We start from the raw sequence: 23,954 nt of genomic DNA, 5'->3' as shown, positions 1-23,954 counted from the left end.
GGGAGTCCTCTCAGTCGGTGGTGCGGGCGCCGGCGAAGCGGTACCCCACGTTGCGGATCGTGCCGATCAGCGACTCCCGCTCAGGGCCGAGCTTGGCCCGTAGCCGCCGCACGTGCACGTCCACCGTGCGGGTGCCACCGTAGTAGTCCATGCCCCAGACCTCCTGCAGAAGCTGTTCGCGGCTGACCACGCGCCCGGGGTGCTGCACGAGGTACTTGAGGAGCTCGAACTCCTTGAAGGTGAGGTCGAGCGGTCGACCACCGGCCCGCACCGTCCAGCTCGACTCGTCGACGACGACGTCGGCGACCCGGATGGGCCCGGTGCGCACCTCCGCCGCCGCGGCGGCCCCGGCGCGGCGCCGGACCAGCCGCAGCCGCGCCTCGATCTCCCCGGGCCCGGCGGTGGTGAGCAGCACGTCGTGCAGAGGCCACTGGTCGTCCACCACGGTGAGCCCGGCCTCGGCGAAGACGCCCAGCACCGCGCCCCAGCTGCCCATGGTGTCGATGGTGCGCAGCGTGGAGCGGGCGGCCATCAGGTCGGAGGTGGCGTCGACCAGCACGATTTCCGGCTCGGTGCCGCTGAGCAGGGCCCCGGCGTCCATGGGGAGGACCCGCACCCGGTGGGGCAGCAGGTCCAGCGCCGGGAGCACGCGCATGACGGCTCCGTCGGAGCCTCCCGGGGTGAGCAGCGCCATCTCGGCCACCTCGCCAGGATAGTGGCGCAGCGGCGCGCCGGGGCGGGTGACCACGGTGCCCCCGCCTGCCCTGCGTCGGGATAATGGGCGCGTGCCGTCCCGCCGATCCCTGACCACCGCCACCTCGCACGTGGTCGTCGGTGTGCTCGGCGCGGCCTGGGTGATCGGCCTCACCGGTCTGGTGGGGCCCGGCCTGCTGGCGGTGGCCCTGGCGTGCGCGATCGCGGTCGTGGCCTGGGGGTGGGCCGGCACGCTCGGCCTGCCGACCCCGCGCGGCACCCTGGCGGTGCTGCTCACCGGTGGCACGGCGGTGCTGCTCAGCGTGGCCCTGCGGCAGGAGTCGCCGTGGCTGACCTGGCTGCCCGCTGCGCTGGCGGTGTCGATGATCGCGGCCTTCCTGCACCAGCTGCTGCGCCGCGACGGGCGGCCCCGCGTCGCCGAGTCGGTGAGTTCGGTCGTGCTCGGTCTGGCGGTGCTGACCAGCGCGGTCTTCCTCATCCCGCTGTCCCGCACGGACGCCGGGTCGATGCTGATCGTCGCCGGGGTCGGCGCCGCCGCGGTGTCCGCGGTCACCGACCTGGTGGGCCGCTGGGAGTCGCTGCGTCCGTGGACCGCGCCGCTGGCACTGGCGGTCGGGGGTGCGGTGGGCACGCTGGTCGCGCTGGTGGCGGGCCAGCCGTGGAGCGCGCTGCTGCTCGTGGGGGTGGCCTCCGCAGGCGTGAGCCACGCGACCCGGCGGGTCTTCGAGGTGCTGCCGACCCTGGCGCACGCGCGGCCCCGTCTGGTGGCGGCGCTGGCCTCGGTGCTCGTGGTCGGTGTCGTGCCGTATGCCGTGGCGAGCACCCTGCTGTCGCGGGCCCTGCCTGCGTAGCGGTGCGGTCCCACGGCGCTCGCGGACCCCTCTGCGAGGCGCACGCACCGCATACGATGAGGCCGTGCCTATCGAGATCGACCCCACCATGCACCCCGACCTCGCACCACTGGCCTGGATGATCGGCCGCTGGGAGGGAGCCGGCGTCGTCGGCTACCCGACGATCGAGTCGGCCCACTTCGGCCAGGAGCTCGAGGTGACGCACGACGGCCGCCCCTTCCTGCAGTGGCGCTCCCGCACCTGGCTGCTGGACGAGGACGGCGGCCAGAGGGCGCCCTCGGCGGTCGAGCTGGGCTTCTGGAGGCCTCTGCCCGAGGGTGAGGTCGAGCTGCTGCTGACCCACCCCACCGGCATCGTCGAGCTCTACTACGGCTCCACCAGCCCGGCGAAGGTGGAGCTGCGCACCGACGGGGTGCTGCGCAGCCCGCACGCCAAGGAGTATGCCGCGGGGCACCGGCTCTACGGCTACGTCAACGGCGGTCTCATGTGGGCCATGGACATGGCGGCGATGGGCCAGTCGCTGCAGAGCCACGTCTCGGCCGAGCTCAAGCGCGTCGGCTGAGGGTCAGCCACCGAAGCCGGAGGTGGGCGACACCGGGTCGCTGTAGTCCTCCATCGTGTCCGTGCGCAGGTGCTCGGAGAGCGCCTCCACCTGCTCCCACGCGGGGTTGACGATGGACCCGGCCCACGAGTCGGTCCCGATCCCGCTCCAGGGGGCGGTGACGAAGTGGATGTCGTCGCCACGGACGTTGCGCATCGACAGGGCCAGGGAGCGCATCTCGCCCAGGTCGAGGTCGTCGTCCACGGTGAGGTTGGTGGTCGCCGCGTCGACGAACGAGGCCAGGCGGGCCGGGTTGGTCAGGGTCTCCCGCGAGAGGGCCTTCTCCATGATCCCCTTGATGAACGCCTGCTGCCGCTGGCCCCGGGAGATGTCGCCCTGGCTGAGCGAGTAGCGCTCCCGGACGAACTCCAGCCCGGTCTCGCCGTCCATCTGCATGACCCCCTCCGGGAAGCCGGGGCTGGCCTCGGCGACGTTGACCTCCACCCCGCCGATCGCGTCGGTCATCGCCTCGAAGCTGTCGAAGTCGACGATCGCGACCTCGTCGATCGGCACGCCCAGGATCGACTGCAGCGTCTCGACGGCCAGCGGGGCGCCGCCGAAGGCGTAGGCCGCGTTGATCTTGTTCTTGCGGCTCGAGCCCGGGATGTCGACGAAGTAGTCACGGGGGATGTGGACGAGGTCGACCCGGTCACGCTCGTCGGAGACGTGCACGAGCACCATGACGTCGGAGCGGCCGCGGTCCTCGGACAGGTCGCGGCTGTCGGTGCCGAGGATGAGGAAGTTGCGGGCGTCCCCGGCGGTCTCGGGCCGCTCGACCTGCACCGGGTCGACGGCCTCGTCCTCGCCCATGATCTGCTCGTCGGGAAGCAGCCGGCTGTAGGCGAGGTTGCTGCTGACCTGCCAGTTGACGAAGGCGAAGTAGCCGGCGACCGTGCCGACCGCGACCAGCGCCAGCACGACCACACCCACGATGAGCACACGCCCGAACGACCGGCGACGGCGCCGGGGCCGCAGCTCGGCATCACCGTCGTAGGGGTCGTCGTGCTCGGCGCCTGAGGTCATGGCGGCAGTGTAGGGCCGCTGCACTGGGGACACCCTGGGTGCGCGGCACGACTCGCTACCGTGCAGGGGTGGATGACGACACCCGGCTGCCGCCTGTCGCGGTCCCGCCCGGCGTGGAGGACGACCTCCGGCGCGCCGGGCTCCGGCTGACCGCACCTCGGCGACGGGTCCTGGCCGCGCTCGCCCGGCGGGGGCACGCCACGCCGGAGGAGGTGGCAGGGGAGGTGTCGGGGGACGGTGGCGGCCGGCTGCCGGCCTCCACGATCTACCGCAACCTCGAGTCCCTGGCCTCGGCTGGGGTGGTGCGGCACAGCCATCTCGACCACGGCGCCCCCAGCTACCACCTCGCCGAGCACGGCGACCACCTCCACCTCGTCTGCCGCGGGTGCGGCACCGTCCTCGAGGCCGACCCCGCGCTGGCCGCCGACCTGGCCGCCGGCCTGAGGGCGCTGCACGGCTTCGCCGCCGACGTGACCCACATGGCCATCCACGGCCACTGTGAGCGCTGCCTCCCTCGGCCCTGAGCGGGTGCGTGTGACCAGCGGTGGAGCATGCGCGGGCGGTGCCCGGGAATCTCCGGGGGCGCATCCGCTTTGTCCAGGGTGAGACCCCGCACCCAGCCGATGACCCGGAAGGCCACTCGTGACCCAGCAGCACCCCCCGCCCAGCCCCCTGCTCCAGCGCCCCGGGGCGGTCGCCGGGACGGGCCGGGACGCCGGGGTGGCGGCACACTACGGCGACCCGCACCGTGAGCAGCGCCTGCTCGAGGAGGGCCTGGCCTGCGTCGACCTCTCTCACCGTGGCGTCGTGAGCGTCACCGGACCCGACCGCCTCAGCTGGCTGCACTCCCTGACGACCCAAAACCTGGCCGACCTGTCCCCGCGGCACTCCGTCGAGAGCCTGGTCCTGTCGCCGAAGGGCCACATCGAGCACTCCCTCCACATCGTGGACGACGGTGGGACGACCTGGGTCACGGTCGAGCCGGGCACCGCCGAGGCGGTGCGGACGTGGCTGGACTCCATGCGGTTCATGCTGCGGGTCGAGGTGGCCGACCGCACCGCAGACATCGCGGTGCTGGGCGAGCCGGTCGCCGCCGAGTCGGCGCCGGGTGAGCCACCCGCCTGGGTGGACCCGTGGCCCCGGGTCGTCGGCGACAGCACGGCCTACGGCCCGCAGGACCACCCCGCCGCGGGGCGTGCCTGGCGGGAGCTGCTGGTGCCGCGTGACGAGCTGGTCGCTCACGTCGGCGAGCGTCCCCTGGCCGGCACGTGGGCGGCCGAGGCCCTGCGGGTCGAGGCCTGGCGGCCGCGCGTGGGAGCCGAGACCGACCACCGCACCATCCCGCACGAGCTCGACTGGCTCCGCACCGCCGTGCACCTGCACAAGGGCTGCTACCGGGGCCAGGAGACCGTGGCCCGGGTGCACAACCTCGGCCGACCTCCCCGCCGGCTCGTGTTCCTGCACCTGGACGGCTCCGGCCACACCCTTCCCGAGCCCGGTGAGGAGCTGACCCTCGGGGACAAGGTCGTCGGCCGGCTCACGAGCGTGGCCCGGCACCACACCGACGGGCCGATCGCCCTGGCGGTCGTCAAGCGCACGGCCGACCCGGAGGCGCTGCTCAGCGCAGGTCCCACGAGCGCGGCGCAGACGGTGGTCGTGCACCCCTGAGCCCGGGTGGCAGGATGCGGAGCATGCCCGCATCGACGTTGATCACGGTGGCGCCGACCGGCGCGGAGACGACCAAGGCCGACTTCCCACAGCTGCCCACGACCCTCGAGGAGCTCGTGGAGACGGCGGTGCGCTGCGAGGCAGCCGGTGCCGGCCTCGTCCACGTGCACATCCGCGACGCCGAGCACCGGCCCTCCCTGGACCCGGTCCGGCTGAGCGACACGGTGCAGGCGCTGCGCGAGGCGACCGACCTCGTGGTGCAGCTGTCGACCGGCGGGTCGGTGCACGACCCGCTCGAGCACCGGCTCCAGGTCCTGGACGCCGAGCCCGACTCGTGCAGCCTGACCTGCGGCTCCGTGAACTTCGGGGACGAGGTCTTCCTCAACCCCTACCCGTTCATGAGCGAGCTCTACGTGCAGGCCCAGGAGCGCGAGGTCGTGCCCGAGTTCGAGCTGTTCGACCTGGGACACGTCGCGGCGCTGCACCGGCTTCTCGACCAGCACGGCCTGCCCTACGGCGGCGCGGTGCACGTGGACTTCGTCACCGGTGTGCCGGGGGGTATGCCGGGCACGGTCCCTGCTCTCGTGGCGGGGGTGCAGGCCCTGCCGGCGGAGGTGACCAGCTGGTCGGCGACCGGCATCGGCCGGGCACACCTGCCGGTCGCCGCTGCTGCCCTGGCCATGGGCGGGCACCTGCGGGTCGGCATGGAGGACAACCTCATGATGGCCCGCGGGCGGCCGGTGCAGCACAACGCCGACCTGGTGTCCCGGGCCGCCGGGCTGGCCGAGACCCTGCAGCGACCCGTCATGGGCACCGTCGAGGCCAGGACGCTCCTGGGGGTCAAGGAGAGGCGCCCCACCGCCGGCCGACCCTCGTCCGCTCGCTGATCTACAGTGGCGGGCGTGCCAGAGACGAGCCCCGCCCCGCCCCTGACCGACCCCGGGCCCCCCGCGCCCCTGCTGACCCGGGCGCTCTGCGACGCCCCGGTGGTCGCCACGACGACGCGATCGGGCATGGTCGAGTCGGTCCACCACGGCATCGTGGTCGCCACCGACTCCGACGGTGACCCGGTGCTCCAGCGCGGAGACGTCACCGCGCCGATCTACCCCCGGTCGTCCAACAAGCCGATCCAGGCCGTTGCCATGCTCCGGGCCGGTCTCGACCTCGACGGCGAGCTGCTCGCCCTCGCCTGCGCGAGCCACAACGGCGAGCCCTTCCACCTCAACGGGGTACGGCGCATCCTGGCCTCGGCCGGCCTGACCGAGGCCGACCTGCAGAACACGCCCGACCTGCCTGTCCACGAGCCCGAGCGCGAGCGCTGGCTGGTCGAGGGCCGGGGCCCGCAGCCGGTCGCCCAGAACTGCTCGGGCAAGCACGCGGCGATGCTGGCCACGTGCGTGGCGGCCGGCTGGGACACCGGGACCTACCGTGACCCGAGCCATCCGCTGCAGCAGGCGGTCGCCGCGACGCTCGTCGAGCTCGCGGGGGAGCCGGTGGCGGCCACCGGTGTCGACGGGTGCGGGGCGCCGGTCATGGCAGTCAGCACGCTCGGCCTGGCCCGTGCCTTCGGGCGGCTGGCGTCGGCCGACCCGGACACCGCCGAGGGTCGCGTCGCCAACGCCCTGCGGATGCACCCGGAGTGGCTGGGCGGCACCGGTCGCGATGTCACGGCCCTCGTCGCCGGGGTGCCCGGCCTCATCGCCAAGGACGGCGCCGAGTCCGTCTACGCCATCGGCCTGGCCGACGGGCGCGGGCTGGCGCTCAAGATCACCGACGGGGCCCAGCGAGCGCGCCCGGTCGTGGCCGCGGCCGCCCTGCGGGCGATGGGTCTCGCCGGGGCCGAGGAGACTCTCGAGGTCATGGAGTGGGCCCCCGTGCTCGGGCACGGACGGCCGGTGGGCGGCGTCGAGGCCTTCGGGTTCTGAGACGGCCGTGCGCACGGTCCTGCAGCGGGTGACCCGCGCCCGGGTCACGGTCGACGGTGCGGCCGTCGGGTCGATCGACCGGCCGGGTCTGCTGGCGCTCGTGGCCTGTGCCGCCGACGACGGCGCCGAGGACGTGGCCACGACCGCCCGCAAGATCGCCGAGCTGCGCATCCTGGAGGGGGAGACCTCGGTGGCCGACACCGGGGCCGCGGTGCTCGTCGTCAGCCAGTTCACGCTGTACGGCGAGACCGTCAAGGGGCGGCGGCCCTCCTGGGGACGGGCGGCTCCCGGGCACGTCGCCGAGCCGTTGGTCGAGGCGGTCGTGGCCGACCTGCGTGCCCGGGGGCTCGAGGTCGCCACCGGTGCGTTCGGCGCGCAGATGCAGGTCGAGCTGGTCAACGACGGTCCGTTCACCGTCATCGTGGACACGTAGGCTGGCCTCATGAACTTCGGATCGCTGCAGGGCTTCGTGCTGTTCGGCCTGGGGCTGCTGGCCCTGGGCATCACGGTGTGGGCGCTCATCGACGCGGCGACCACCCGGGCCGACGCCTTCGTCGCCGCGGGCAAGCGCACCAAGGGCTTCTGGGTGGCCGTCACCGGGGTGGCCGCGGCCCTGGTCTTCGTGACCTTCCCCAACGTGCTGTCCATCTTCGGGCTGATCTCGCTGGTCGCCGCAGCGATCTACCTCACCGACGTGCGACCGGCGGTGCGATCGCTGCGCGGCGGCAGCAGCGGCGGCACCCACATGGGCCCTTACGGGCCGTGGTGACGGGAGCCCGCACCGAGCTCGTCCCCGGGCCTGCCGGCGGCCGCATCGAGACGCTCACCACGGGGCGGGCCGGTGCCGCGCCCTCCTCGATCTTCGCCCACGGCCTCGCCGGCTCGATCCCCACGACCCGGCCGTATGCCGCGCGTGTGGCCGGGACGCGCACCTTCCTGCACTTCCGCGGGCACGGCCGCAGCACCGCGCAGGCGCGGGACTGGTCATACGGTGCGCTCGCGGCCGATGTGTGGGCGGTGGCCGACCACGTGGGTGCGACCGGGGCGCTCGGGGTGAGCATGGGGGCGGGAGCCCTGTGTGCCGGGCTGGTGCAGGACCCGGACCGGTTCGACCGGGTCGTCCTGGTGCTCCCGGCGGTGCTCGACCGGCCGCGGGACGACGCGGCCATGCGTCGCTTCGGGGCCCTGGGGCGCCTGGTGGAGGCGGGCGACGTGGAGGCGGTCGGTGCACACCTGCTGAGCGAGCAGCCGGACGTCGTGCGCGCCGACCCAGGGGTGCGCACCTGGTGCCGGCAGCAGGCGCAGCGGCTCGTCACGAGCGACGTGGCGCAGGCCCTGGCGGCCGTGCCGCACGAGGTGCCGCTGGCCGACCGGTCGGCCCTGGCCGCCGTGAGTGCCGAGGTGCTGGTGCTCGCCCAGGAGGACGACCCGGCCCATCCGGTGGCCGCAGCCGAGGAGCTCGCCGAGGCGCTGACCAGCGCAGACCTACACGTGCTCCCTCCTGGTGGCATCATGTGGGCGCACCGGGACCGGGTCCGTGACCTGGTGGGGGACTTCCTGTCGGCCCGGCCCGCCCGCTGACGCCGTGACCGACCGGAGCCGTGAGATGACCGACCACCTCGCCAGAGACCGCACCGACGACGTCTTCGTCGTGGAACGCCCGTGGGGGCGGTTCCAGCAGTTCACGCTCAACGAGCCGGTGACCGTCAAGACCATCACGGTGGAGGCGGGCCGTCGGCTCTCCCTGCAGCGACATGCCTCCCGCTCGGAGCTCTGGCAGGTGCTCGACGGGCCCCTGGACATCACCGTCGGTGACCGCAGCTGGTCGGCCGCCGCCGGGGAGCTCGTGTGGGTCACCTGCGGTGCGGTGCACCGCATCGGCAACTCGGGCGCCGGGCCCGGCCGCATCCTGGAGATCGCCTTCGGCGACTTCCACGAGGACGACATCGAGCGGCTCGAGGACGACTACCACCGGAGCTGAGACGCATCGTGGCCGAGCTCCTGGCGGTGCCGGTGACGGTCGGCGTCGTCGTCGCCCTCCTGGTCGCGCTCACCCTCGTGCCCTTCGTGGCCCTGCACCCCAGGGCCGACGAGGGGGCCGGGCGCAGGGTGCTGCGCTGGTCGGTCGTCACCGGCTACGTCGCGGCGGTGGCGGCGGCGACCCTGGTGCCGCTGCCCGCTCCCGGGGCGCAGGAGTGTCCTTCCGGCGGCGGGTGGCTGCAGCTGGTGCCGCTGGCGTTCCTCTCCCGGGTGGGGGCGACGGGGGCTGCGGGGGAGGTGCTCCTCCAGGTGGGGCTCAACGTGGCGCTGTTCGTGCCGTTGGGCGTGCTGCTGCGGCACTGGTGGGGTCTGACCCCGGCCGCGGTCGCGGGCGTGGCAGCGCTGGCCTCCCTGGGCATCGAGCTCACCCAGCTCACCGGGGTGTGGTTCCTCTACGACTGCGCCCATCGGGTGGCGGACGTCGACGACGTGCTCGCCAACACGCTCGGCGGGGTGCTCGGTGCCCTGCTCAGCGGGACACGACCGCCGGCCGGCCGCACGTGAGCTCCTGCCGGGCCGGTGCGCGCCGTTCCGCTGGCCCGTCCGCGGCGAGCACGGATCGCACGCCGGCCGGCCGCGGAGCCGTGCGAAACTGACCGGGTGAGCACGGTGAGCAACGGACGGGTGGTGGGCTGTCCCCGCAGGGTGGCCATGCTGAGCGTGCACACCTCGCCGCTGGAGCGACCGGGCACCGGCGACGCCGGTGGGCTCAACGTGTATGTCGTGGAGACGGCCCGGCGGCTGGCCAGGCGGGGCACGGAGGTCGAGATCTTCACCCGCGCCACCGACGGCAGCCAGCCGGAGACCGTGCAGCTGGCCGAGGGGGTGCTGGTGCACCACGTGCCTGCCGGTCCCTTCGAGGGCCTGGCCAAGGAGGACCTGCCCGGCCAGCTGTGTGCGTTCGCCGCCGGCATGATGCGCACCGTGGCGGCCCGTCCGGAGGGGTGGTACGACATCGTCCACTCGCACTACTGGCTCTCCGGCCAGGTGGGCTGGCTCGCGGCCGACCGGTGGAACGTGCCCCTGGTGCACACCATGCACACGATGGCGCGGGTCAAGAACGCCCAGCTCGCCGAGGGCGACGCCCCCGAGCCGCGCGGGCGCGAGATCGGCGAGGCCCAGGTCGTGCAGGCGGCCGCGTCCCTGGTGGCGAACACCGAGGAGGAGGCGGCCCAGCTCGTGGACCTCTACGGTGCCGAGCCCGAGAAGGTGCACGTGGTCAACCCTGGCGTCGACCTCGACATCTTCCGCCCCGGTGACCGCTCGCGTGCCCGCGCCGAGCTGGGGCTCCCGGCCGACGCGACGGTGCTGCTCTTCGTGGGTCGCATCCAGCCGCTCAAGGCGCCGGACGTCCTGGTCAAGGCCGCGGCGCACATGGTGCACCGCGACCCCTCCCTGCGCTCACGGCTGGTCGTCGCCGTCCTGGGCGGGCCCTCCGGCAGCGGGCTCGCGGCGCCGGAGGCCCTGCAGGAGCTGGCACGCCGGGCGGGGGTCGAGGACCTGGTCAGGTTCGCCCCTCCGGTCTCCCGCGAGGACCTGGCCCGGTGGTACCGCGCGGCCGACCTGGTGACGGTGCCCTCGCACAGCGAGTCCTTCGGTCTCGTCGCCGTGGAGGCGCTGGCCAGCGGCACCCCGGTGGTGGCGGCCGACGTCGGGGGGCTGCCCGTCGCCGTGGGGGAGGCAGGGGTGCTGGTGCAGGGCCACGAGGCCTGGCGCTGGGCAGAGGTCCTCACCGCCCTGCTGGACGACCCCGAGGAGCTGGCCGAGCTCGCCCGTCGGGCCCCGGAGCATGCGGCCCGGTTCAGCTGGGACCACACCGTCGACGACCTGCTGTCGGTCTACGCCCTCGCCTGCGGCGAGCAGGACATCCGGGCGATCGACGACGCCAGGGCGCTCAGCGACCTCCCGACGGCCGTCGTCCCGTGAGCCCGGACCGGGAGGCGGTCCTGCGTCTGCTGCGCAGCCACCTGGACACCCTCGGGGTCGCGTGGGAGGACGGCGCGCGCCCCGGTGAGGTCGTCGCCACGCTGCCGGGCGAGCGCAAGCTGCGCACGGTCGTGTCGCTGCTGGTGCGCCAGCGCGCCCTGCGCGTGCGCGCCTTCGTCATCCGCAACCCCGACGAGAACCACGAGGCGGTGTACGCCTACCTGCTGCGCCGCAACCTGCGGCTGCCCGGGCTGGCCTATGCGATCGACACCGACGGCGACGTGTACGTTGCGGGCCAGCTCCCGCTGGCGGCGCTCGACACCCAGGCCCTGGACGACCTTCTGGGCGCGGTCCTCGGGGCCTGCGACGAGCCGTTCAACGAGCTGCTCGCCCTCGGCTTCCTCTCCGCGATGAGGACGGAGTGGGCCTGGCGCACGACCCGTGGCGAGTCGACCGCGAACCTCGAGGCGTTCGCGCACCTGCTGCGGGACCGCCCCGCTGACTAGACTCGCGGCCATGACGACGCACACCCTCATCCTGCTCCGTCACGGCGAGAGCCTGTGGAACGCCGAGAACCTCTTCACCGGCTGGGTCGACGTGGACCTGTCGGACAAGGGCCGCGAGGAGGCCAGACGGGGTGGCGAGCTGCTGCTCCAGGAGGGCCTGCTGCCCGACGTCCTGCACACCTCCCTGCTGCGCCGAGCCATCACGACCGCCAACATGGCCCTGGACGCCGCCGACCGGCACTGGGTCCCGGTGCGCCGGTCCTGGCGCCTCAACGAGCGGCACTACGGTGCGCTCCAGGGGCTGGACAAGGCGGCCACCCGCGACAAGTACGGCGAGGAGCAGTTCATGCTCTGGCGCCGCTCCTTCGACACCCCGCCGCCGCCGATCGAGGACGACGCGGAGTTCTCCCAGGCCGGTGACCCGCGGTATGCCGACCTCGGTGACGAGATGCCGGCCACCGAGTGCCTCAAGGACGTCATCGCCCGCATGCTGCCCTACTGGGAGTCCGGCATCACCGCTGACCTCGCCGACGGCCAGGTGGTGCTCGTCGCCGCCCACGGCAACAGCCTGCGAGCTCTCGTCAAGCACCTCGACGGCATCAGCGACGAGGACATCGTCGGCCTCAACATCCCCACCGGCATCCCCCTCGTCTACGAGCTCGACGAGGACTTCCGGCCGCTGCAGCGCGGCGGCCGCTACCTGGACGCCGACGCCGCCGCGGCCGCCATCGAGGCCGTCGCCAACCAGGGCAGGCACTGACCGCGTCCGCCGCTCCCGTGACCCGGACCGCCACCCCGTGAACGGGGGACCCGCCCCGGGTGCCGGGAGCGGCCGGCTGCGCGTGCTGAGCGTGCCCGCCGGTCACGTCTACGTGCGCCACCTCAGCGACCCGGCGGGCACCGACGCCGTCGACCGTCTGCCCGACCCGCAGCCTCCGGGTGCCCCGCCGGGGGCCCGGTGGTGGCCTCCGCCGGCGCTGGAGGCCGGCTGGGTGCGCGAGCACGCCGGCGAGTTCGACCTGTGTCATGTGCACTTCGGCTTCGACGCACGCTCCCCGGAGCAGCTGCAGGCCCTGGTGGGCGCGCTGCGTGACAGCGGTCGCCCGCTGGCCTACACGGTCCACGACCTCAGCAACCCGCACCACGACGACCCGACGCTGCACAGCGCCCAGCTGGACGTGCTGGTGCCGGCCGCCGACGCGCTGGTCACCCTGACCCCCGGCGCCGCGGCCGAGATCCGGCGCCGCTGGGGCCGGGAGGCGCGGGTCGTGCCGCACCCGCACGTCGCGGAGGACGCGGTGCTGCGACGCCCCCGGCCCCGGCGCGCGGAGTTCGTGGTCGGCCTGCACCTGAAGAGCCTGCGCGCCAACATGGACCCCGTCGGCGTGCTGGAGCCGCTGCTGGAGGTCGTGCCCTCCCTGCCCCGGGCCGTCCTGCGGGTGGACGCCCACACCGACGTGATGACACCCGGGTTCACCCGCCACGACCCGGCCCTGGCCGCGCTGCTGCGCTCGGCCGCCGAGGCGGGCCGGCTCGCGCTGCACGTGCACGACTTCTTCGACGACGAGGCGTTCTTCGCCTACCTGCAGGCGATCGACCTGTCGGTGCTGCCCTACCGCTTCGGCACCCACTCCGGGTGGCTGGAGGCGTGCTACGACGTGGGCACCCGCGTGCTGGCGCCGGACTGCGGCTTCTATGCCGAGCAGCAGGACTGTCTGGTCTTCCGGGCGGAGGGGCCGCAGCGGGGCGCGTCGATCGGGGCGGGGGTGCGCGCGGCCCACGCCGCCACGCTGCCCTGGCGGGCCGACCCCGAGGCGCGGGCCGAGGAGAGGCGCCGGGTCGCGGCGGAGCACCGCCGGACCTACGAGTCCGTGCTGGGCCTGTCCACCTCGAACTTGTAGCCCAGGCCCCGCACCGTGACGATGTGCCGCGGCACGGAGGGGTCCGGCTCGACCTTGGCGCGCAGCCGCTTCACGTGGACGTCCAGGGTCTTGGTGTCGCCGACGTAGTCCGACCCCCAGACCCGGTCGATGAGCTGACCGCGCGTCAGCACCCTGCCGGCGTTGCGCAGCAGCATCTCCAGCAGCTCGAACTCCTTCAGCGGCAGCGACACCGCGGAGCCCCCGACCGTGACGTGGTGGCGCTCCACGTCCATGCGGACGGGGCCGGCCTCGACGGTGGCGGGCACCAGGTCCTCCGGCTCCGCCTGGCGGCGCAGCACCGCCTTGATCCGGGCGAGCAGCTCTCGGGCGGAGTAGGGCTTGGTGACGTAGTCGTCGGCGCCGATCTCCAGCCCGACCACCTTGTCCACCTCGCTGTCCTTGGCGGTGAGCATGATGACCGGCACGGAGGAGCGCTGCCTTAGCTGGCGGCAGACGTCGATGCCGCTCATCCCCGGGAGCATGAGGTCGAGCAGCACCAGGTCGGCCCCCCCGCGGTCGAACTCCGCGAGCCCGTCGGGCCCGGTGGCTGCCACGGCCACCTCGTAGCCCTCCTTGTCCAGCAGGTAGGACAGCGGGTCGGACAGGGACTCCTCGTCCTCGACCAGCAGGATCCGCGTCATCGGGCCACCTCTCGTGTGTCGTCGGGTCGACCCGTCGCCGGTGCGGGTCGGTCAGGGTGCGGCGGGGGCGGGGACATGCTCTCGGCGCGGAGCGAGGCCGCACTCTCGGGGTCGGTCAGGGGCGCCGGTCTGCGGTGCGTCGGGGGCGCCGGGGAGCCGACCGGACGGTCGTCCTCCACCATGGCGGGCAGCCGGACCGTGAACGTGGACCCGTGGCCCTCGTGGCTCCAGACCGTCACCTCGCCGCCGTGGTTGACGCAGACGTGCTTGACGATGGACAGCCCGAGCCCGGTGCCGCCGGTGGCCCGTGAGCGGGCGGGGTCGACCCGGTAGAAGCGCTCGAAGATGCGCTCACGGTCCGCGGGCGGGATGCCCTGGCCCTGGTCGGTCACGGCGACCTCCACGACGTCGCCGGTGCGACGCGTCACCACCGAGACCGAGGTGCCGTCCTCGGAGTAGGCGATGGCGTTGGCGACCAGGTTGCGGATGGCCGTGGTGATGAGCTCGGGCTCGCCGTAGACCCGCAGGCCCTCGCGCGGGGTGGTCGTGGACGCCGTGACCCGGCGATGGCCGGCCACCAGCCTGGTGTGCTCCACCGCCTCCTGCGAGCAGGCGGCCACGTCCACCACGACGAGCTCGGTCATCAGGTCGGTCGCCTGGAGCCGGGACAGGTCGACGATCTCGCTCACCAGCCGCGAGAGCCGGTGCGTCTCGACCTGCATGCGCCGGGCGAAGCGGCGCACGGCGACCGGGTCGTCGGCCGCGTCCTCGACGGCCTCGGCCAGCAGCGACAGGCCACCCACCGGTGTCTTCAGCTCGTGGCTCACGTTGACCACGAAGTCGCGGCGCACCTCCTCGACCCGTCGGGCCTGGGTGCGGTCCTCGATGAGCATGAGCACCAGGTCGTCGCGGATCGCACCGACCCGCACCCCGAGCAGCATCCGTCCCGTGCCGAAGGGCCCGGTGGTGAGGTCGAGCTCGGTCTCCCGGATGACCCGGTCCTGCAGCACGCGGGCGGCGAGGCGGCGCAGCTCGGGGTCGACGAGCTCCGAGCCGCGGACCAGCCCGAAGGCCGGGGCGGCCGAGGTGGCGCGCACCACCCGGCCGGTGCGGTCCACGACGAGCCCGCCCGTGCGCAGGGCCCCCAGCACCTCGGCGACCCCGAGCGGCAGGTCGGGCCGTTCGGCGGGCTCGGCGGCGGCGCCGTCGGGGCGCCCCCACAGCAGCAGCATGAGGACACAGCCCACGACGAGACCGAGCGTCACCCCGAGGGCGAGGGCGGTCCATGGGCTCATGCGTCCACAGTAGAACGCCGTGGGGACCACCCCGTCCCATTCGGCCGAACTGGTGTTCCACGGTGGCCCAGTGTTCACTTGACGTCAGTATCGCGTTCACACACGGCTGACACGGTGCCTGCGACGACACCCGGAGGGAGCACCTATGCGCACCGCATTCCACGAGGAGCTGGCCCACGTCTCCGACCAGCTGGTCGAGATGACGAGGCTGACCGCCTCGGCGCTCAACCGCGCGACCCAGGCGCTGATGGACGCCGACCTGGAGCTCGCGGAGAGCGTCATCACCGCCGACGAGCACATCGACGCCATCCGGCGCGACCTCGACAACCGCGCGGTCGACATCCTGGCCCGCCAGCAGCCGGTCGCCACCGACCTGCGGATCCTGGTGACCTCGATGCGGATGAGCTCGGACCTGGAGCGCATGGGTGACCTCGCGCGCCACGTCGCCAAGGTCACCCGGCTGCGCTACCCGGAGACGGCGATCCCTGCCCGGCTGCGCGCGACCTTCTCCGAGATGGGGCGCATCGCGGAGCAGATGGTCATCAAGACCGGCTCCATCATCGCCAACAAGGACCTCCAGGGGGCGGCCCACCTCAAGGACGACGACGACCGGATGGACCAGCTCCACCGCGACGTCTTCAAGATCCTGCTCTCCGACGACTGGGACGGCGGCATCGAGGCAGCGGTGGACGCCACCCTGCTCAGCCGCTACTACGAGCGCTTCGGCGACCACGCCGTCTCGGTGGCCCACCGTGTCGTCTACCTGGTCACCGGGGAGTGGTACGACGAGGTCGACCTCGACGAGGCGCTCGAGCAGCGCACCGCCGACAGCGCCCGAGGCACCGCGCCTGTCCGCGACTGAGCCGCGCGGCCGGCCGCAGACGAGAGGCCCCCGCCCCACCTCGGTGGTTGGCGGGGGCCTGTCTCGTCGGGCCGGACAGCCCGGCTCACTCGCCGCCGAGCACCTCCGCGTACGGCGCGTAGCTGCCCTCGGGCAGCAGCACCGGCACACGCCGTGACTCGGTCTCGCCGGTCGACGTGCTGACGCGCACGGTGACCATCTGGCCGGCACGGACCTCGACCGCGTCGATGCGCACGGGCTCACCCGACCCGTTCTCCCCGTCGCCGTCGGCCCGGACCGAGGTCGTGGGCGGGACGGCGAGGGTCGGGCTGAGGTCGGTGCGCCCGTCGGCGGTCTGCACCGCCATCGTCACCTCGACCTCCTCCCGAGCGGTGTTGACGACCGAGCCGGAGACGACGCCGGGGGCGCCGGCGCCCTCGCTGACGACGAGCAGGTCGAGCACGCGCACGTCGCCCACCTGCACCGACACCCCGTCGGCGGGGTCGTACTGGTAGGTCGTCGTGGCCGGTGAGGCGACCTGGCACGCGCTCAGCCCGAGGGCGGCGACCAGGGCGGCGGCGGCGACGCCGAGACGGCGCCGAGGGGTCGGGGCAGCAGGTCGTGAGGTCACAGCGGTAGCCTAGCGGGTGAGAAGTCTCTCTGTAGGCAGGTCCCTGACCTGCGGGAATGTCAACGGTGTCATTGAGTGACCTACAACACTCGTGGTATCCTGGGGGTCCGCGAAAGGGGCTAACTGAAGATGACGTTCAAGGTCGGCGAGACTGTCGTGTACCCGCATCACGGGGCGGCACTCATCGAAGAAATGAAGACGCGCACCATCAAGGGCGAGGAGAAGATCTATCTCAAGCTGAAGGTGGCCCAGGGAGATCTGACCATCGAGGTCCCCGCCGACAACTGCGATCTTGTCGGTGTCCGTGACGTGGTCGGCAAGGAGGGTCTGGACAAGGTCTTCCAGGTCCTGCGGGCCGAGCACACGGAGGAGCCCACCAACTGGTCCCGCCGCTACAAGGCCAACCTCGAGAAGCTCGCCTCCGGCGACGTGGTCAAGGTGGCCGAGGTCGTCCGCGACCTGTGGCGTCGTGACAAGGACCGCGGGCTCTCCACCGGCGAGAAGCGCCTGCTCAACAAGGCTCGCCAGATCCTGGTCAGCGAGCTCGCCCTCGCCGAGAAGACCAACGAGGACAAGGCGGAGGCCACCCTCGACGAGGTGCTCGCCTCCTGAGCGTCGGTGTCATCCTGGTCGCAGCCGGCCAGGGCACCCGACTGGGAGCAGACCGACCCAAGGCTCTCGTGCCGCTGCACGGCGAGCCGATCGTGACCCACGCGCTGCGCGGGGTCCTGGCATGCCCGGGCCTCAGCAGTGTGGTGGTGGTGGCACCCCCGGGGTGCGTCGACGAGCTCGACGCACTCTCGGCGGGTGCCCTCGCTGCGTCCGGGGCCTCCTGCCCGGTGCAGGTGGTGCCCGGAGGGGCCGACCGCGCCGCGTCGGTGGCGCGAGGGCTGCGGTCCCTGCCCCAGGAGGCCGGCATCGTGCTCGTCCACGACGCCGCACGTGCACTGGTGCCCCCCGAGGTGTTCGAGCGTGTCGTCCACGCGGTGCGGTCGGGCCACATGGCGGTCGTGCCAGGGCTGCCCGTGACCGACACCGTCAAGACGGTCGCTGCCGACGACCGCGGCGAGCTGCTGGTGACCAGCACCCTGCCCCGGGCGTCCCTGCGCGCGGTGCAGACCCCGCAGGGCTTCCTGCGGGCCACCCTGGAGAGGGCGCACGCCGACGCCACCGACGCCGCGACCGACGACGCCGGCATGGTGGAGCAGGTGGGCGGGTGGGTGCACGTCGTCGACGGCGACCCACGCGCCATGAAGATCACGACGCCGCACGACCTCGAGGTGGCCTCGCTGTGGCTGGGCCCGCGAGGGGTGTCGCCGTGAGCGCACCGCGCGTCGGCATCGGCACCGACGTCCACCGGTATGCCGCGGACGACCGGCCGCTGCGCCTCGCCTGCCTGGAGTGGCCGGGGGAGCAGGGCATCGAGGGGCACTCCGACGGCGACGTCGCCGCGCACGCGGCGTGCGACGCGCTCCTGTCGGCGGCGTCGCTGGGCGACCTGGGCAGCGTGTTCGGCACCGACCGGCCCGAGATGGCCGGGGCCTCGGGTGCGGCGATGCTGGCCGAGGTGGCTCGGCTGCTCGCCGAGGGCGGCTGGGCGGTCGGCAACGTCTCGGTGCAGGTCGTCGGCAACCGCCCCAAGGTCGGTCCCCGGCGTGAGGAGGCTGCTGCGGCCATGTCGGCGGCCCTGGGCGGAGCCCCCGTGTCGGTGTCGGCGACGACGACCGACGGTCTGGGGCTCACCGGCCGGGGCGAGGGTGTCGCCGCGGTCGCCACCGCGCTGGTCCTCCCCACCTGAGCAGGCGGCCTCCCCTGTCCGGTGCGCACGGCATACCGTGTGCCCAGGAGCACTGACCATCCCGAGGAGGACCAGCATGCCGAGCACCGTCAAGGGCGTCATCGCCCGCAGCAAGGACGCCGAGGTCGAGATCGTCGAGGTGGTCGTCCCCGACCCGGGCCCCGGTGAGGCCGTGGTCACGGTCGAGGCCTGCGGGGTGTGCCACACCGACCTGCACTACCGCCAGGGCGGCATCACCGACGACTTCCCGTTCCTGCTCGGCCACGAGGCCGCGGGCACGGTCGAGGCCGTCGGCGAGGGGGTCACGGACGTCGCGCCGGGGGACTTCGTCGTCCTCAACTGGCGTGCGGTCTGCGGCACCTGCCGCGCCTGCGCCAAGGGCGAGCCGTGGTACTGCTTCGACACCCACAACGCCGCCCAGAAGATGACGCTCACCGACGGCACCGAGCTGACGCCCGCCCTGGGCATCGGCGCCTTCGCCCAGAAGACCCTGGTCCACGCCGGGCAGTGCACCAGGGTCGACCCCGAGGCCTCCGCCGCGGCCGTCGGCCTGCTCGGCTGCGGCGTGATGGCGGGGTTCGGCGCCGCCGTCAACACCGGTGGGGTCCGACGCGGCGACTCGGTCGCCGTCATCGGCTGCGGCGGCGTCGGCAGCGCCGCGGTCGCCGGCGCGGCCCTGGCGGGAGCGACGACGGTCATCGCCGTCGACCTCGACGAGCGCAAGCTCTCGGCAGCCCGGGGCCTGGGCGCGACCCACACGGTCGACGCCGGCAGGCAGGACGTGGTCGAGGCCGTGCGGGAGCTCACCGGTGGGCACGGCGCCGACGTCGTGGTCGACGCCGTCGGCCGCCCGGAGACCTACCGGCAGGCGTTCTACGCCCGTGACCTCGCAGGCACGGTGGTGCTGGTCGGGGTGCCGACGCCGGAGATGACGGTCGAGCTGCCGCTGCTGGACGTGTTCGGTCGGGGCGGTGCGCTGAAGTCGAGCTGGTACGGCGACTGCCTGCCCTCGCGTGACTTCCCGATGCTCGTCGACCTCTACCGCCAGGGCCGGTTCGACCTCGACGCCTTCGTGTCCGAGCGGATCGGGCTCGACGAGGTCGAGGCGGCGTTCGAGAAGATGCATCATGGAGACGTGCTGCGTTCCGTGGTGGTGATGGGCCGATGACCGCGATGATCGAGCGTGCGGTGACCTCCGGCACCTTCAGCCTGGACGGTGGCACCTGGGAGGTCGACAACAACGTCTGGGTGGTGGGCGACGACGCCGAGTGCGTGGTGGTCGACGCGGCGCACGACGCGGCAGCCATCCTGCGGGTCGTGGGGCACCGCACGGTGCGGGCGATCCTGCTCACGCACGCCCACGACGACCACATCGACGCCGCGGCCGAGCTGGCCCGGCAGACGGGCGCCCCGACCTACCTCCACCCCGAGGACCGGATGCTGTGGGACCGCGTGCACGACACGCCTCCGGCGCACTCCCTGGCCGACGGCATGACCTTCGACGTCGCCGGGGTCACCCTGGAGGTGCTGCACACCCCGGGGCACTCCCCGGGCTCCTGCTGCTTCCACGCCCCCGACCTGGAGACGGTCTTCACGGGAGACACGCTGTTCCACGGTGGCCCGGGCGCCACGGGACGGTCGTTCAGCGACTTCGACACGATCGTCGCCTCCATCACCGACCGGCTGCTCACCCTGCCGCCGGACACCGAGGTGCGCACGGGGCACGGCGACTCGACGACGATCGGGGACGAGGCGCCCCACCGTCAGGAGTGGGTCGACCAGCACCAGGCCTGAGGGCCCACGCAGGCTAGGTCGCGGTCAGCAGCTCGGTCAGCCGGCCGAGGACCGCGCCGCCGAGGTCCATCGCCTGCAGCTCGGACACGACGACCGGGGTCGGCGCCCCGGAGGTCACGACGTCCCAGACCGCGTCCTTGGTCGCGAACTCGATGTGCGCCGCGTCCAGGAAGCGGAACACGAGCTCGCGCACCGGGTTGTCGGCGAGGTCGTCGGCGGGCAGCTGCACGGTCACCGCGTCGGTCACCGCTCGGTCGGCCAGGACGACCGGCGTCGTGCCCGTCGACCCCACGACCTCCACGGTCCAGGTCCGCCGTGGCGGCACGACGTCGGCCGCGCCCTCGACCGGGCCGACCGTGAGCGTGCGGGCCGACCAGTCCAGGCGCAGCGGGGTCCGCGCGGCCCGCACGGAGGCCTGCGGCGCACCGTCGTCCTCGTAGAGCACCAGCTCGCCGTCGGCACCCGCGAACACCCGCAGGTGCAGGTGCTGCGGCGCCGGTGTGCCGTTGCCGACCTCGTCCTCGGCGACCAGGGGCAGGATCGCGCCTGCCCGGGCCAGGACCGGGGTGTGCTCCAGGTCGCGGTAGGCCGCGAGCGTCCGCCCGCCCGTGTAGCGCAGCCCGGTCTCGAGGTCGAACCACGTGCCGGAGGGCAGCCACAGGTCGGCCCGCGCCACCTGTGCACGCCGGTCCATGGGGCTGACCACTGGAGCGACGAGCAGCTCGCTGCCGAAGAAGAAGGTGGCCCGGTGGGCGTACGCCGCCTCCTCGTGCGGGTGCCGGTGGTAGACCGGCTCGACCAGCGGTATGCCGTGGGTCGCGCGCTCGGCCATCGTGTAGAGGTAGGGCACCAGCCGGTGTCGCAGGCGCAGCTGCTCGGTCATGACGCGGGCGGCTGTCCTGCCGTAGCGCCACGGCTCCTTGGTCTGGAAGGGGCTGGCGGCGGAGTGCAGGCGCAGGACCGGTGACCACACCCCCGCCTGCACCCACCGGACCGCCAGCTCGTCGTCGTTGACCCCGAGCATGTGACCGCCGATGTCGTGGCTCCACCAGCCGTAGCCGATGTTGGCCGCGCTCGCGGTGAACTCGGGCTGGAAGGCCAGCGACTCCCAGCTGATGATCGTGTCCCCCGAGAAGCCGACCGGGTAGCGGTGGCTGCCCGGACCGGCATACCGCGAGAACACCATGGGTCGGCGCCCGGTGCTCTCCAGCTCGGCGAAGTGCCGCTCGTTGAGCGCCCAGAGGGGGTCCAGGCCCGGCAGCCGGGAGTGCGGGCCCTGCTGCCAGTCGACCCACCAGAAGTCGACGCCGTCGTCCTCCATCGGGTGCGCCACGTGCGCGAAGAAGGCCTGCAGGTAGGCCTCGTCGGTCACGTCGAAGGTGAGCGGTGCCTCGGTGGCCGGGTCCACGCCGAGCGCCTCGGCCATCGCGGGGTAGGCGTCCTCGAAGGCCCGCACCCCGTCGGCCGGATGGTCGTTGAGCGTGACCCGCAGGCCGCGCTGGTGCAGGTCGGCCAGGAACGCCGGTGGGTCCGGGAAGAGGTCGCGGTTCCAGGTGTAGCCGGTCCACCCGCTGCCGTGGCGGGAATCGACGTCCACGAGGTGCCAGTCCATGTCGAGGACCGCCACCGAGAACGGCATCCCCTCGGCGGCGAACCGGTCGAGCAGCGCGGTGTACTCGTCGGCCGAGTAGGGGTGGTAGCGGCTCCACCAGTTGCCCAGGGCGAAGCGGGGCACCAGGGGCACGGGGCCGGTCAGCCGGTGGAAGTCCTGCAGGGCCGCCCGGTAGTCCCGGCCGTGCGTGAAGACGTAGACGTCCACGGTGCCCTCCGGCCGTTGGTGCAGGGTGCCGTCGTCGCCGCGCACCAGCCCGGCCGAGTCGTCGAGGTCGGCGAAGCCGTTGCGCGACACGATGCCGGGCTCCAGCGGGATAGCCCCGTCGGCCTCGTCCAGGGTGCGTGCGGTGCCGGGGAGGGGGTCGTGCTCCTCGCCGTAGCGCCACACCGAGCGGTAGTTGCTCACCCCGCCGCGCACCTGCAGGGACAGGCCGGAGGGGCTGAACGGGCGGTCGTCGTAGCTGAGGTGGAAGCCCTCGGTGACCACCTCGACGCCGTGCGCGTGCTCGCTGACCTGCACCTCGACCGGCCCCAGGTCGCGGTCCACGACCATCAGGGTGGGACGGTCCTCGAAGGACCCGCCGGGCGACCACTCCAGGCGCACCAGGTGCGGGGTCAGGACGGAGATGCGGGCATGCTCGCTGCGGTGCACGGTCTGCATCGGGCCAGGCTAGCCAAGCGCACCCGTCGGGTCCTCGCTCGCAGGTAGCCTGTGCGGGTGAGCCTGCGCCTGTACGACACCGCCACCCGCGAGGTCCGCCCGTTCGAGCCCCTCGAGCCGGGCCGGGTCGGCATCTACATCTGCGGGCTCACCACCCAGGGGCTGCCGCACATCGGGCATGTCCGCTTCGCGGTGTCCTTCGACGTGCTGCGACGCTGGCTCGTGCGCGGGCACGGCTACGAGGTCACCCTCGTGCGCAACGTGACCGACATCGACGACAAGATCCTGCGCAAGTCCGCCGAGCACGACGTGCCGTGGTGGGCGTGGAGCTACGAGCACGAACGGGCCACCGACGACGCCCTGGGCACCCTCGGGGTGCTGCCCGCGACCTACGAGCCACGCGCGACCGGGCACATCACCGAGATGGTCGAGATCATCGACCTGCTGGTCGAGCGCGGCCACGCCTACGCCGCCGAGGACGCGACCGGCGACGTGTACTTCGACGTGCGCTCCTGGCCGGCCTACGGCGAGCTGACGCGCCAGCGGCTCGAGGACATGGAGCCGGCCGCCGACGCCGACCCCCGCGGCAAGCGGGACCCTCGTGACTTCGCGCTGTGGAAGGGCCACAAGCAGGACGAGCCGCACACCGCCAGCTGGCCGACCACCTACGGCCGGGGCCGGCCCGGCTGGCACCTGGAGTGCTCGGCCATGGCCCGCAAGTACCTCGGCGACACCTTCGACATCCACGGTGGCGGTGTCGACCTGCGCTTCCCGCACCACGAGAACGAGCAGGCCCAGTCACGCGCGGCGGGCCTGGGCTTCGCGCGCTACTGGCTGCACAACGCCTGGGTCACCGTGTCCGGGGCCAAGATGGGCAAGTCGCTGGGCAACGCGCTCGCCGTCGCCGAGCTGACCAGGACGGTGCGGCCGCTCGTGCTGCGCTACTACCTGACGGCCGCGCACTACCGCTCGACCGTGGAGTTCGGCGACGACTCGCTGGCGGAGGCCGAGGCCGCCGTGGAGCGCATCGAGTCCTTCCTCACCCGTGCCCTGGAGGTATGCGGTGCGCCGGCCGAGGAGGTCCGCGCGGCCGCGGCGTCGGTCGACCTGCCGGAGGCCTTCGCCGCCGCGCTGGACGACGACGTCAACGTGCCCGAGGCGCTGGCGGTGGTGTTCGGCGCCGTCCGGGAGGGCAACCGGGCCCTCGACGCCGTGACCGGTCCCGACGCCCCCGGGCTACGCCGTACGCTGGAGCAGGTGCTGGGGATGACCGACGTGCTCGGGGTCGACCCGCTCGACCCGCGCTGGGACGGCGGCGGCACCGAGGGGCGCCTGCACGACGTGCTCGACCGGCTGGTGACCGAGCGCCTGGAGGCCCGCGCCGCCGCACGGGCGGCCCGCGACTTCGCCACCGCCGACGCCATCCGTGACCGGCTCACCGAGCTCGGCATCGTCATCGAAGACACCCCGACGGGTGCCCGCTGGGCACTCGCCCGCTGACAG

General features: G+C 73.4%; 28 protein-coding genes. 22 read left to right on the top strand and 6 right to left on the bottom strand.

Annotated features, from left to right (window positions below):
• Positions 1–10 precede the first annotated feature (10 nt).
• Positions 11–694, bottom strand: a complete 684-nt coding sequence (locus LVO85_RS16820) for a winged helix-turn-helix domain-containing protein (protein WP_269813369.1) — start codon at positions 692–694, stop codon at positions 11–13.
• A gap of 91 nt (positions 695–785) precedes the next feature.
• On the opposite strand from LVO85_RS16820, the gene LVO85_RS10800 reads away from it, so the two are divergent.
• Both LVO85_RS10800 and LVO85_RS10795 read left to right on the top strand, forming a co-directional pair.
• Positions 786–1,565 carry a hypothetical protein gene (locus LVO85_RS10800; RefSeq protein ID WP_232747492.1) on the top strand — a complete coding sequence of 260 codons (780 nt, stop codon included), beginning with the start codon at positions 786–788 and terminating at the stop codon, positions 1,563–1,565.
• Between the two features lie 64 nt (positions 1,566–1,629).
• A complete protein-coding gene (locus tag LVO85_RS10795; protein ID WP_232747491.1) occupies positions 1,630–2,127 on the top strand; it encodes an FABP family protein in 498 nt (165 codons plus the stop codon).
• Between the two features lie 3 nt (positions 2,128–2,130).
• Here the strand turns inward: LVO85_RS10795 and LVO85_RS10790 are convergent, their stop codons facing one another.
• Positions 2,131–3,189 carry an LCP family protein gene (locus LVO85_RS10790; RefSeq protein WP_232747490.1) on the bottom strand — a complete coding sequence of 353 codons (1,059 nt, stop codon included), beginning with the start codon at positions 3,187–3,189 and terminating at the stop codon, positions 2,131–2,133.
• A gap of 68 nt (positions 3,190–3,257) precedes the next feature.
• Here LVO85_RS10790 and LVO85_RS10785 point away from each other — a divergent pair, with 68 nt between their 5' ends.
• The 13 genes from LVO85_RS10785 (at position 3,258) to LVO85_RS10725 (ending at position 13,155) form a co-directional block, all read left to right on the top strand.
• Positions 3,258–3,713: a Fur family transcriptional regulator gene (locus tag LVO85_RS10785; RefSeq protein WP_232747489.1), complete on the top strand. Its 456-nt coding sequence runs from the start codon at positions 3,258–3,260 to the stop codon at positions 3,711–3,713.
• A gap of 118 nt (positions 3,714–3,831) precedes the next feature.
• A complete protein-coding gene (gene ygfZ / locus LVO85_RS10780; RefSeq protein ID WP_232747488.1) occupies positions 3,832–4,857 on the top strand; it encodes a CAF17-like 4Fe-4S cluster assembly/insertion protein YgfZ in 1,026 nt (341 codons plus the stop codon).
• A gap of 23 nt (positions 4,858–4,880) precedes the next feature.
• Complete coding sequence (locus LVO85_RS10775) at positions 4,881–5,744, top strand: BKACE family enzyme (RefSeq protein ID WP_232747487.1); 864 nt, start codon at positions 4,881–4,883, stop codon at positions 5,742–5,744.
• Positions 5,745–5,759: 15 nt separating this feature from the next.
• A complete protein-coding gene (locus tag LVO85_RS10770; RefSeq protein ID WP_232747486.1) occupies positions 5,760–6,782 on the top strand; it encodes an asparaginase in 1,023 nt (340 codons plus the stop codon).
• A 7-nt stretch (positions 6,783–6,789) separates the two neighbouring features.
• A complete protein-coding gene (gene dtd / locus LVO85_RS10765) occupies positions 6,790–7,215 on the top strand; it encodes a D-aminoacyl-tRNA deacylase (RefSeq protein ID WP_232747485.1) in 426 nt (141 codons plus the stop codon).
• Positions 7,216–7,224: 9 nt separating this feature from the next.
• Positions 7,225–7,551 (top strand): DUF2516 family protein, encoded by a 327-nt coding sequence (locus LVO85_RS10760; protein ID WP_232747484.1) that lies wholly within the window; start codon positions 7,225–7,227, stop codon positions 7,549–7,551.
• Entirely contained in the window at positions 7,545–8,363 is an 819-nt protein-coding gene (locus tag LVO85_RS10755; protein ID WP_232747483.1) for an alpha/beta fold hydrolase, read from the top strand. Before LVO85_RS10760 ends, LVO85_RS10755 begins: the two co-directional genes overlap by 7 nt.
• Positions 8,364–8,367: 4 nt before the next feature.
• Positions 8,368–8,763 carry a phosphomannose isomerase type II C-terminal cupin domain gene (locus LVO85_RS10750; RefSeq protein WP_332875430.1) on the top strand — a complete coding sequence of 132 codons (396 nt, stop codon included), beginning with the start codon at positions 8,368–8,370 and terminating at the stop codon, positions 8,761–8,763.
• Positions 8,764–8,771: 8 nt separating this feature from the next.
• Positions 8,772–9,326, top strand: a complete 555-nt coding sequence (locus LVO85_RS10745) for a VanZ family protein (protein ID WP_232747482.1) — start codon at positions 8,772–8,774, stop codon at positions 9,324–9,326.
• A gap of 147 nt (positions 9,327–9,473) precedes the next feature.
• Positions 9,474–10,748 (top strand): D-inositol-3-phosphate glycosyltransferase, encoded by a 1,275-nt coding sequence (gene mshA / locus LVO85_RS10740; RefSeq protein ID WP_232747707.1) that lies wholly within the window; start codon positions 9,474–9,476, stop codon positions 10,746–10,748.
• Positions 10,745–11,254, top strand: coding sequence for a type III secretion system chaperone family protein (locus LVO85_RS10735; protein ID WP_232747481.1), 510 nt, complete (start codon positions 10,745–10,747; stop codon positions 11,252–11,254). The genes mshA and LVO85_RS10735 overlap by 4 nt, the downstream gene beginning before the upstream one ends.
• Before the next feature lie 10 nt (positions 11,255–11,264).
• A complete protein-coding gene (locus LVO85_RS10730; protein ID WP_232747480.1) occupies positions 11,265–12,014 on the top strand; it encodes a phosphoglyceromutase in 750 nt (249 codons plus the stop codon).
• 37 nt (positions 12,015–12,051) lie between these two features.
• Complete coding sequence (locus LVO85_RS10725; RefSeq protein WP_232747479.1) at positions 12,052–13,155, top strand: glycosyltransferase family protein; 1,104 nt, start codon at positions 12,052–12,054, stop codon at positions 13,153–13,155.
• Here LVO85_RS10725 and LVO85_RS10720 read toward each other — a convergent pair.
• Positions 13,116–13,817: a response regulator transcription factor gene (locus tag LVO85_RS10720; RefSeq protein WP_232747478.1), complete on the bottom strand. Its 702-nt coding sequence runs from the start codon at positions 13,815–13,817 to the stop codon at positions 13,116–13,118. The genes LVO85_RS10725 and LVO85_RS10720 overlap by 40 nt on opposite strands.
• Positions 13,814–15,112, bottom strand: coding sequence for a sensor histidine kinase (locus LVO85_RS10715; protein WP_232747477.1), 1,299 nt, complete (start codon positions 15,110–15,112; stop codon positions 13,814–13,816). Before LVO85_RS10715 ends, LVO85_RS10720 begins: the two co-directional genes overlap by 4 nt.
• A 145-nt stretch (positions 15,113–15,257) precedes the next feature.
• On the opposite strand from LVO85_RS10715, the gene phoU reads away from it, so the two are divergent.
• Complete coding sequence (gene phoU / locus LVO85_RS10710) at positions 15,258–15,974, top strand: phosphate signaling complex protein PhoU (RefSeq protein WP_232747476.1); 717 nt, start codon at positions 15,258–15,260, stop codon at positions 15,972–15,974.
• 85 nt (positions 15,975–16,059) lie between these two features.
• On the opposite strand, the gene LVO85_RS10705 is transcribed toward phoU, so the two are convergent.
• On the bottom strand, positions 16,060–16,584 hold the full coding sequence (locus tag LVO85_RS10705) for a hypothetical protein (RefSeq protein ID WP_232747475.1): 525 nt from the start codon (positions 16,582–16,584) through the stop codon (positions 16,060–16,062).
• 129 nt (positions 16,585–16,713) lie between these two features.
• On the opposite strand from LVO85_RS10705, the gene LVO85_RS10700 reads away from it, so the two are divergent.
• The 5 genes from LVO85_RS10700 to LVO85_RS10680 all read left to right on the top strand — a co-directional run bounded on the left by LVO85_RS10700 (position 16,714) and on the right by LVO85_RS10680 (position 20,176).
• Entirely contained in the window at positions 16,714–17,196 is a 483-nt protein-coding gene (locus tag LVO85_RS10700) for a CarD family transcriptional regulator (RefSeq protein ID WP_232747474.1), read from the top strand.
• Positions 17,193–17,906 carry a 2-C-methyl-D-erythritol 4-phosphate cytidylyltransferase gene (gene ispD, locus LVO85_RS10695; protein WP_232747706.1) on the top strand — a complete coding sequence of 238 codons (714 nt, stop codon included), beginning with the start codon at positions 17,193–17,195 and terminating at the stop codon, positions 17,904–17,906. The genes LVO85_RS10700 and ispD overlap by 4 nt, the downstream gene beginning before the upstream one ends.
• A complete protein-coding gene (ispF, locus tag LVO85_RS10690) occupies positions 17,903–18,382 on the top strand; it encodes a 2-C-methyl-D-erythritol 2,4-cyclodiphosphate synthase (protein WP_232747473.1) in 480 nt (159 codons plus the stop codon). The genes ispD and ispF overlap by 4 nt, the downstream gene beginning before the upstream one ends.
• A 76-nt stretch (positions 18,383–18,458) precedes the next feature.
• Entirely contained in the window at positions 18,459–19,550 is a 1,092-nt protein-coding gene (locus LVO85_RS10685; protein WP_232747472.1) for an S-(hydroxymethyl)mycothiol dehydrogenase, read from the top strand.
• On the top strand, positions 19,547–20,176 hold the full coding sequence (locus LVO85_RS10680) for an MBL fold metallo-hydrolase (RefSeq protein ID WP_232747471.1): 630 nt from the start codon (positions 19,547–19,549) through the stop codon (positions 20,174–20,176). Before LVO85_RS10685 ends, LVO85_RS10680 begins: the two co-directional genes overlap by 4 nt.
• A gap of 13 nt (positions 20,177–20,189) precedes the next feature.
• Here LVO85_RS10680 and LVO85_RS10675 read toward each other — a convergent pair whose 3' ends face one another.
• A complete protein-coding gene (locus LVO85_RS10675) occupies positions 20,190–22,451 on the bottom strand; it encodes a glycoside hydrolase family 31 protein (RefSeq protein WP_232747470.1) in 2,262 nt (753 codons plus the stop codon).
• A 57-nt stretch (positions 22,452–22,508) separates the two neighbouring features.
• On the opposite strand from LVO85_RS10675, the gene cysS reads away from it, so the two are divergent.
• Positions 22,509–23,951 (top strand): cysteine--tRNA ligase, encoded by a 1,443-nt coding sequence (gene cysS, locus LVO85_RS10670; protein ID WP_232747469.1) that lies wholly within the window; start codon positions 22,509–22,511, stop codon positions 23,949–23,951.
• Positions 23,952–23,954: the final 3 nt, after the last annotated feature.

Source organism: Ornithinimicrobium sediminis (assembly GCF_021272345.1).
Taxonomy (GTDB): domain Bacteria; phylum Actinomycetota; class Actinomycetes; order Actinomycetales; family Dermatophilaceae; genus Ornithinicoccus; species Ornithinicoccus sediminis_B.
Note: the sequence above shows the minus strand (reverse complement) of the source record. Positions and strands in the feature narration are given on the sequence as shown.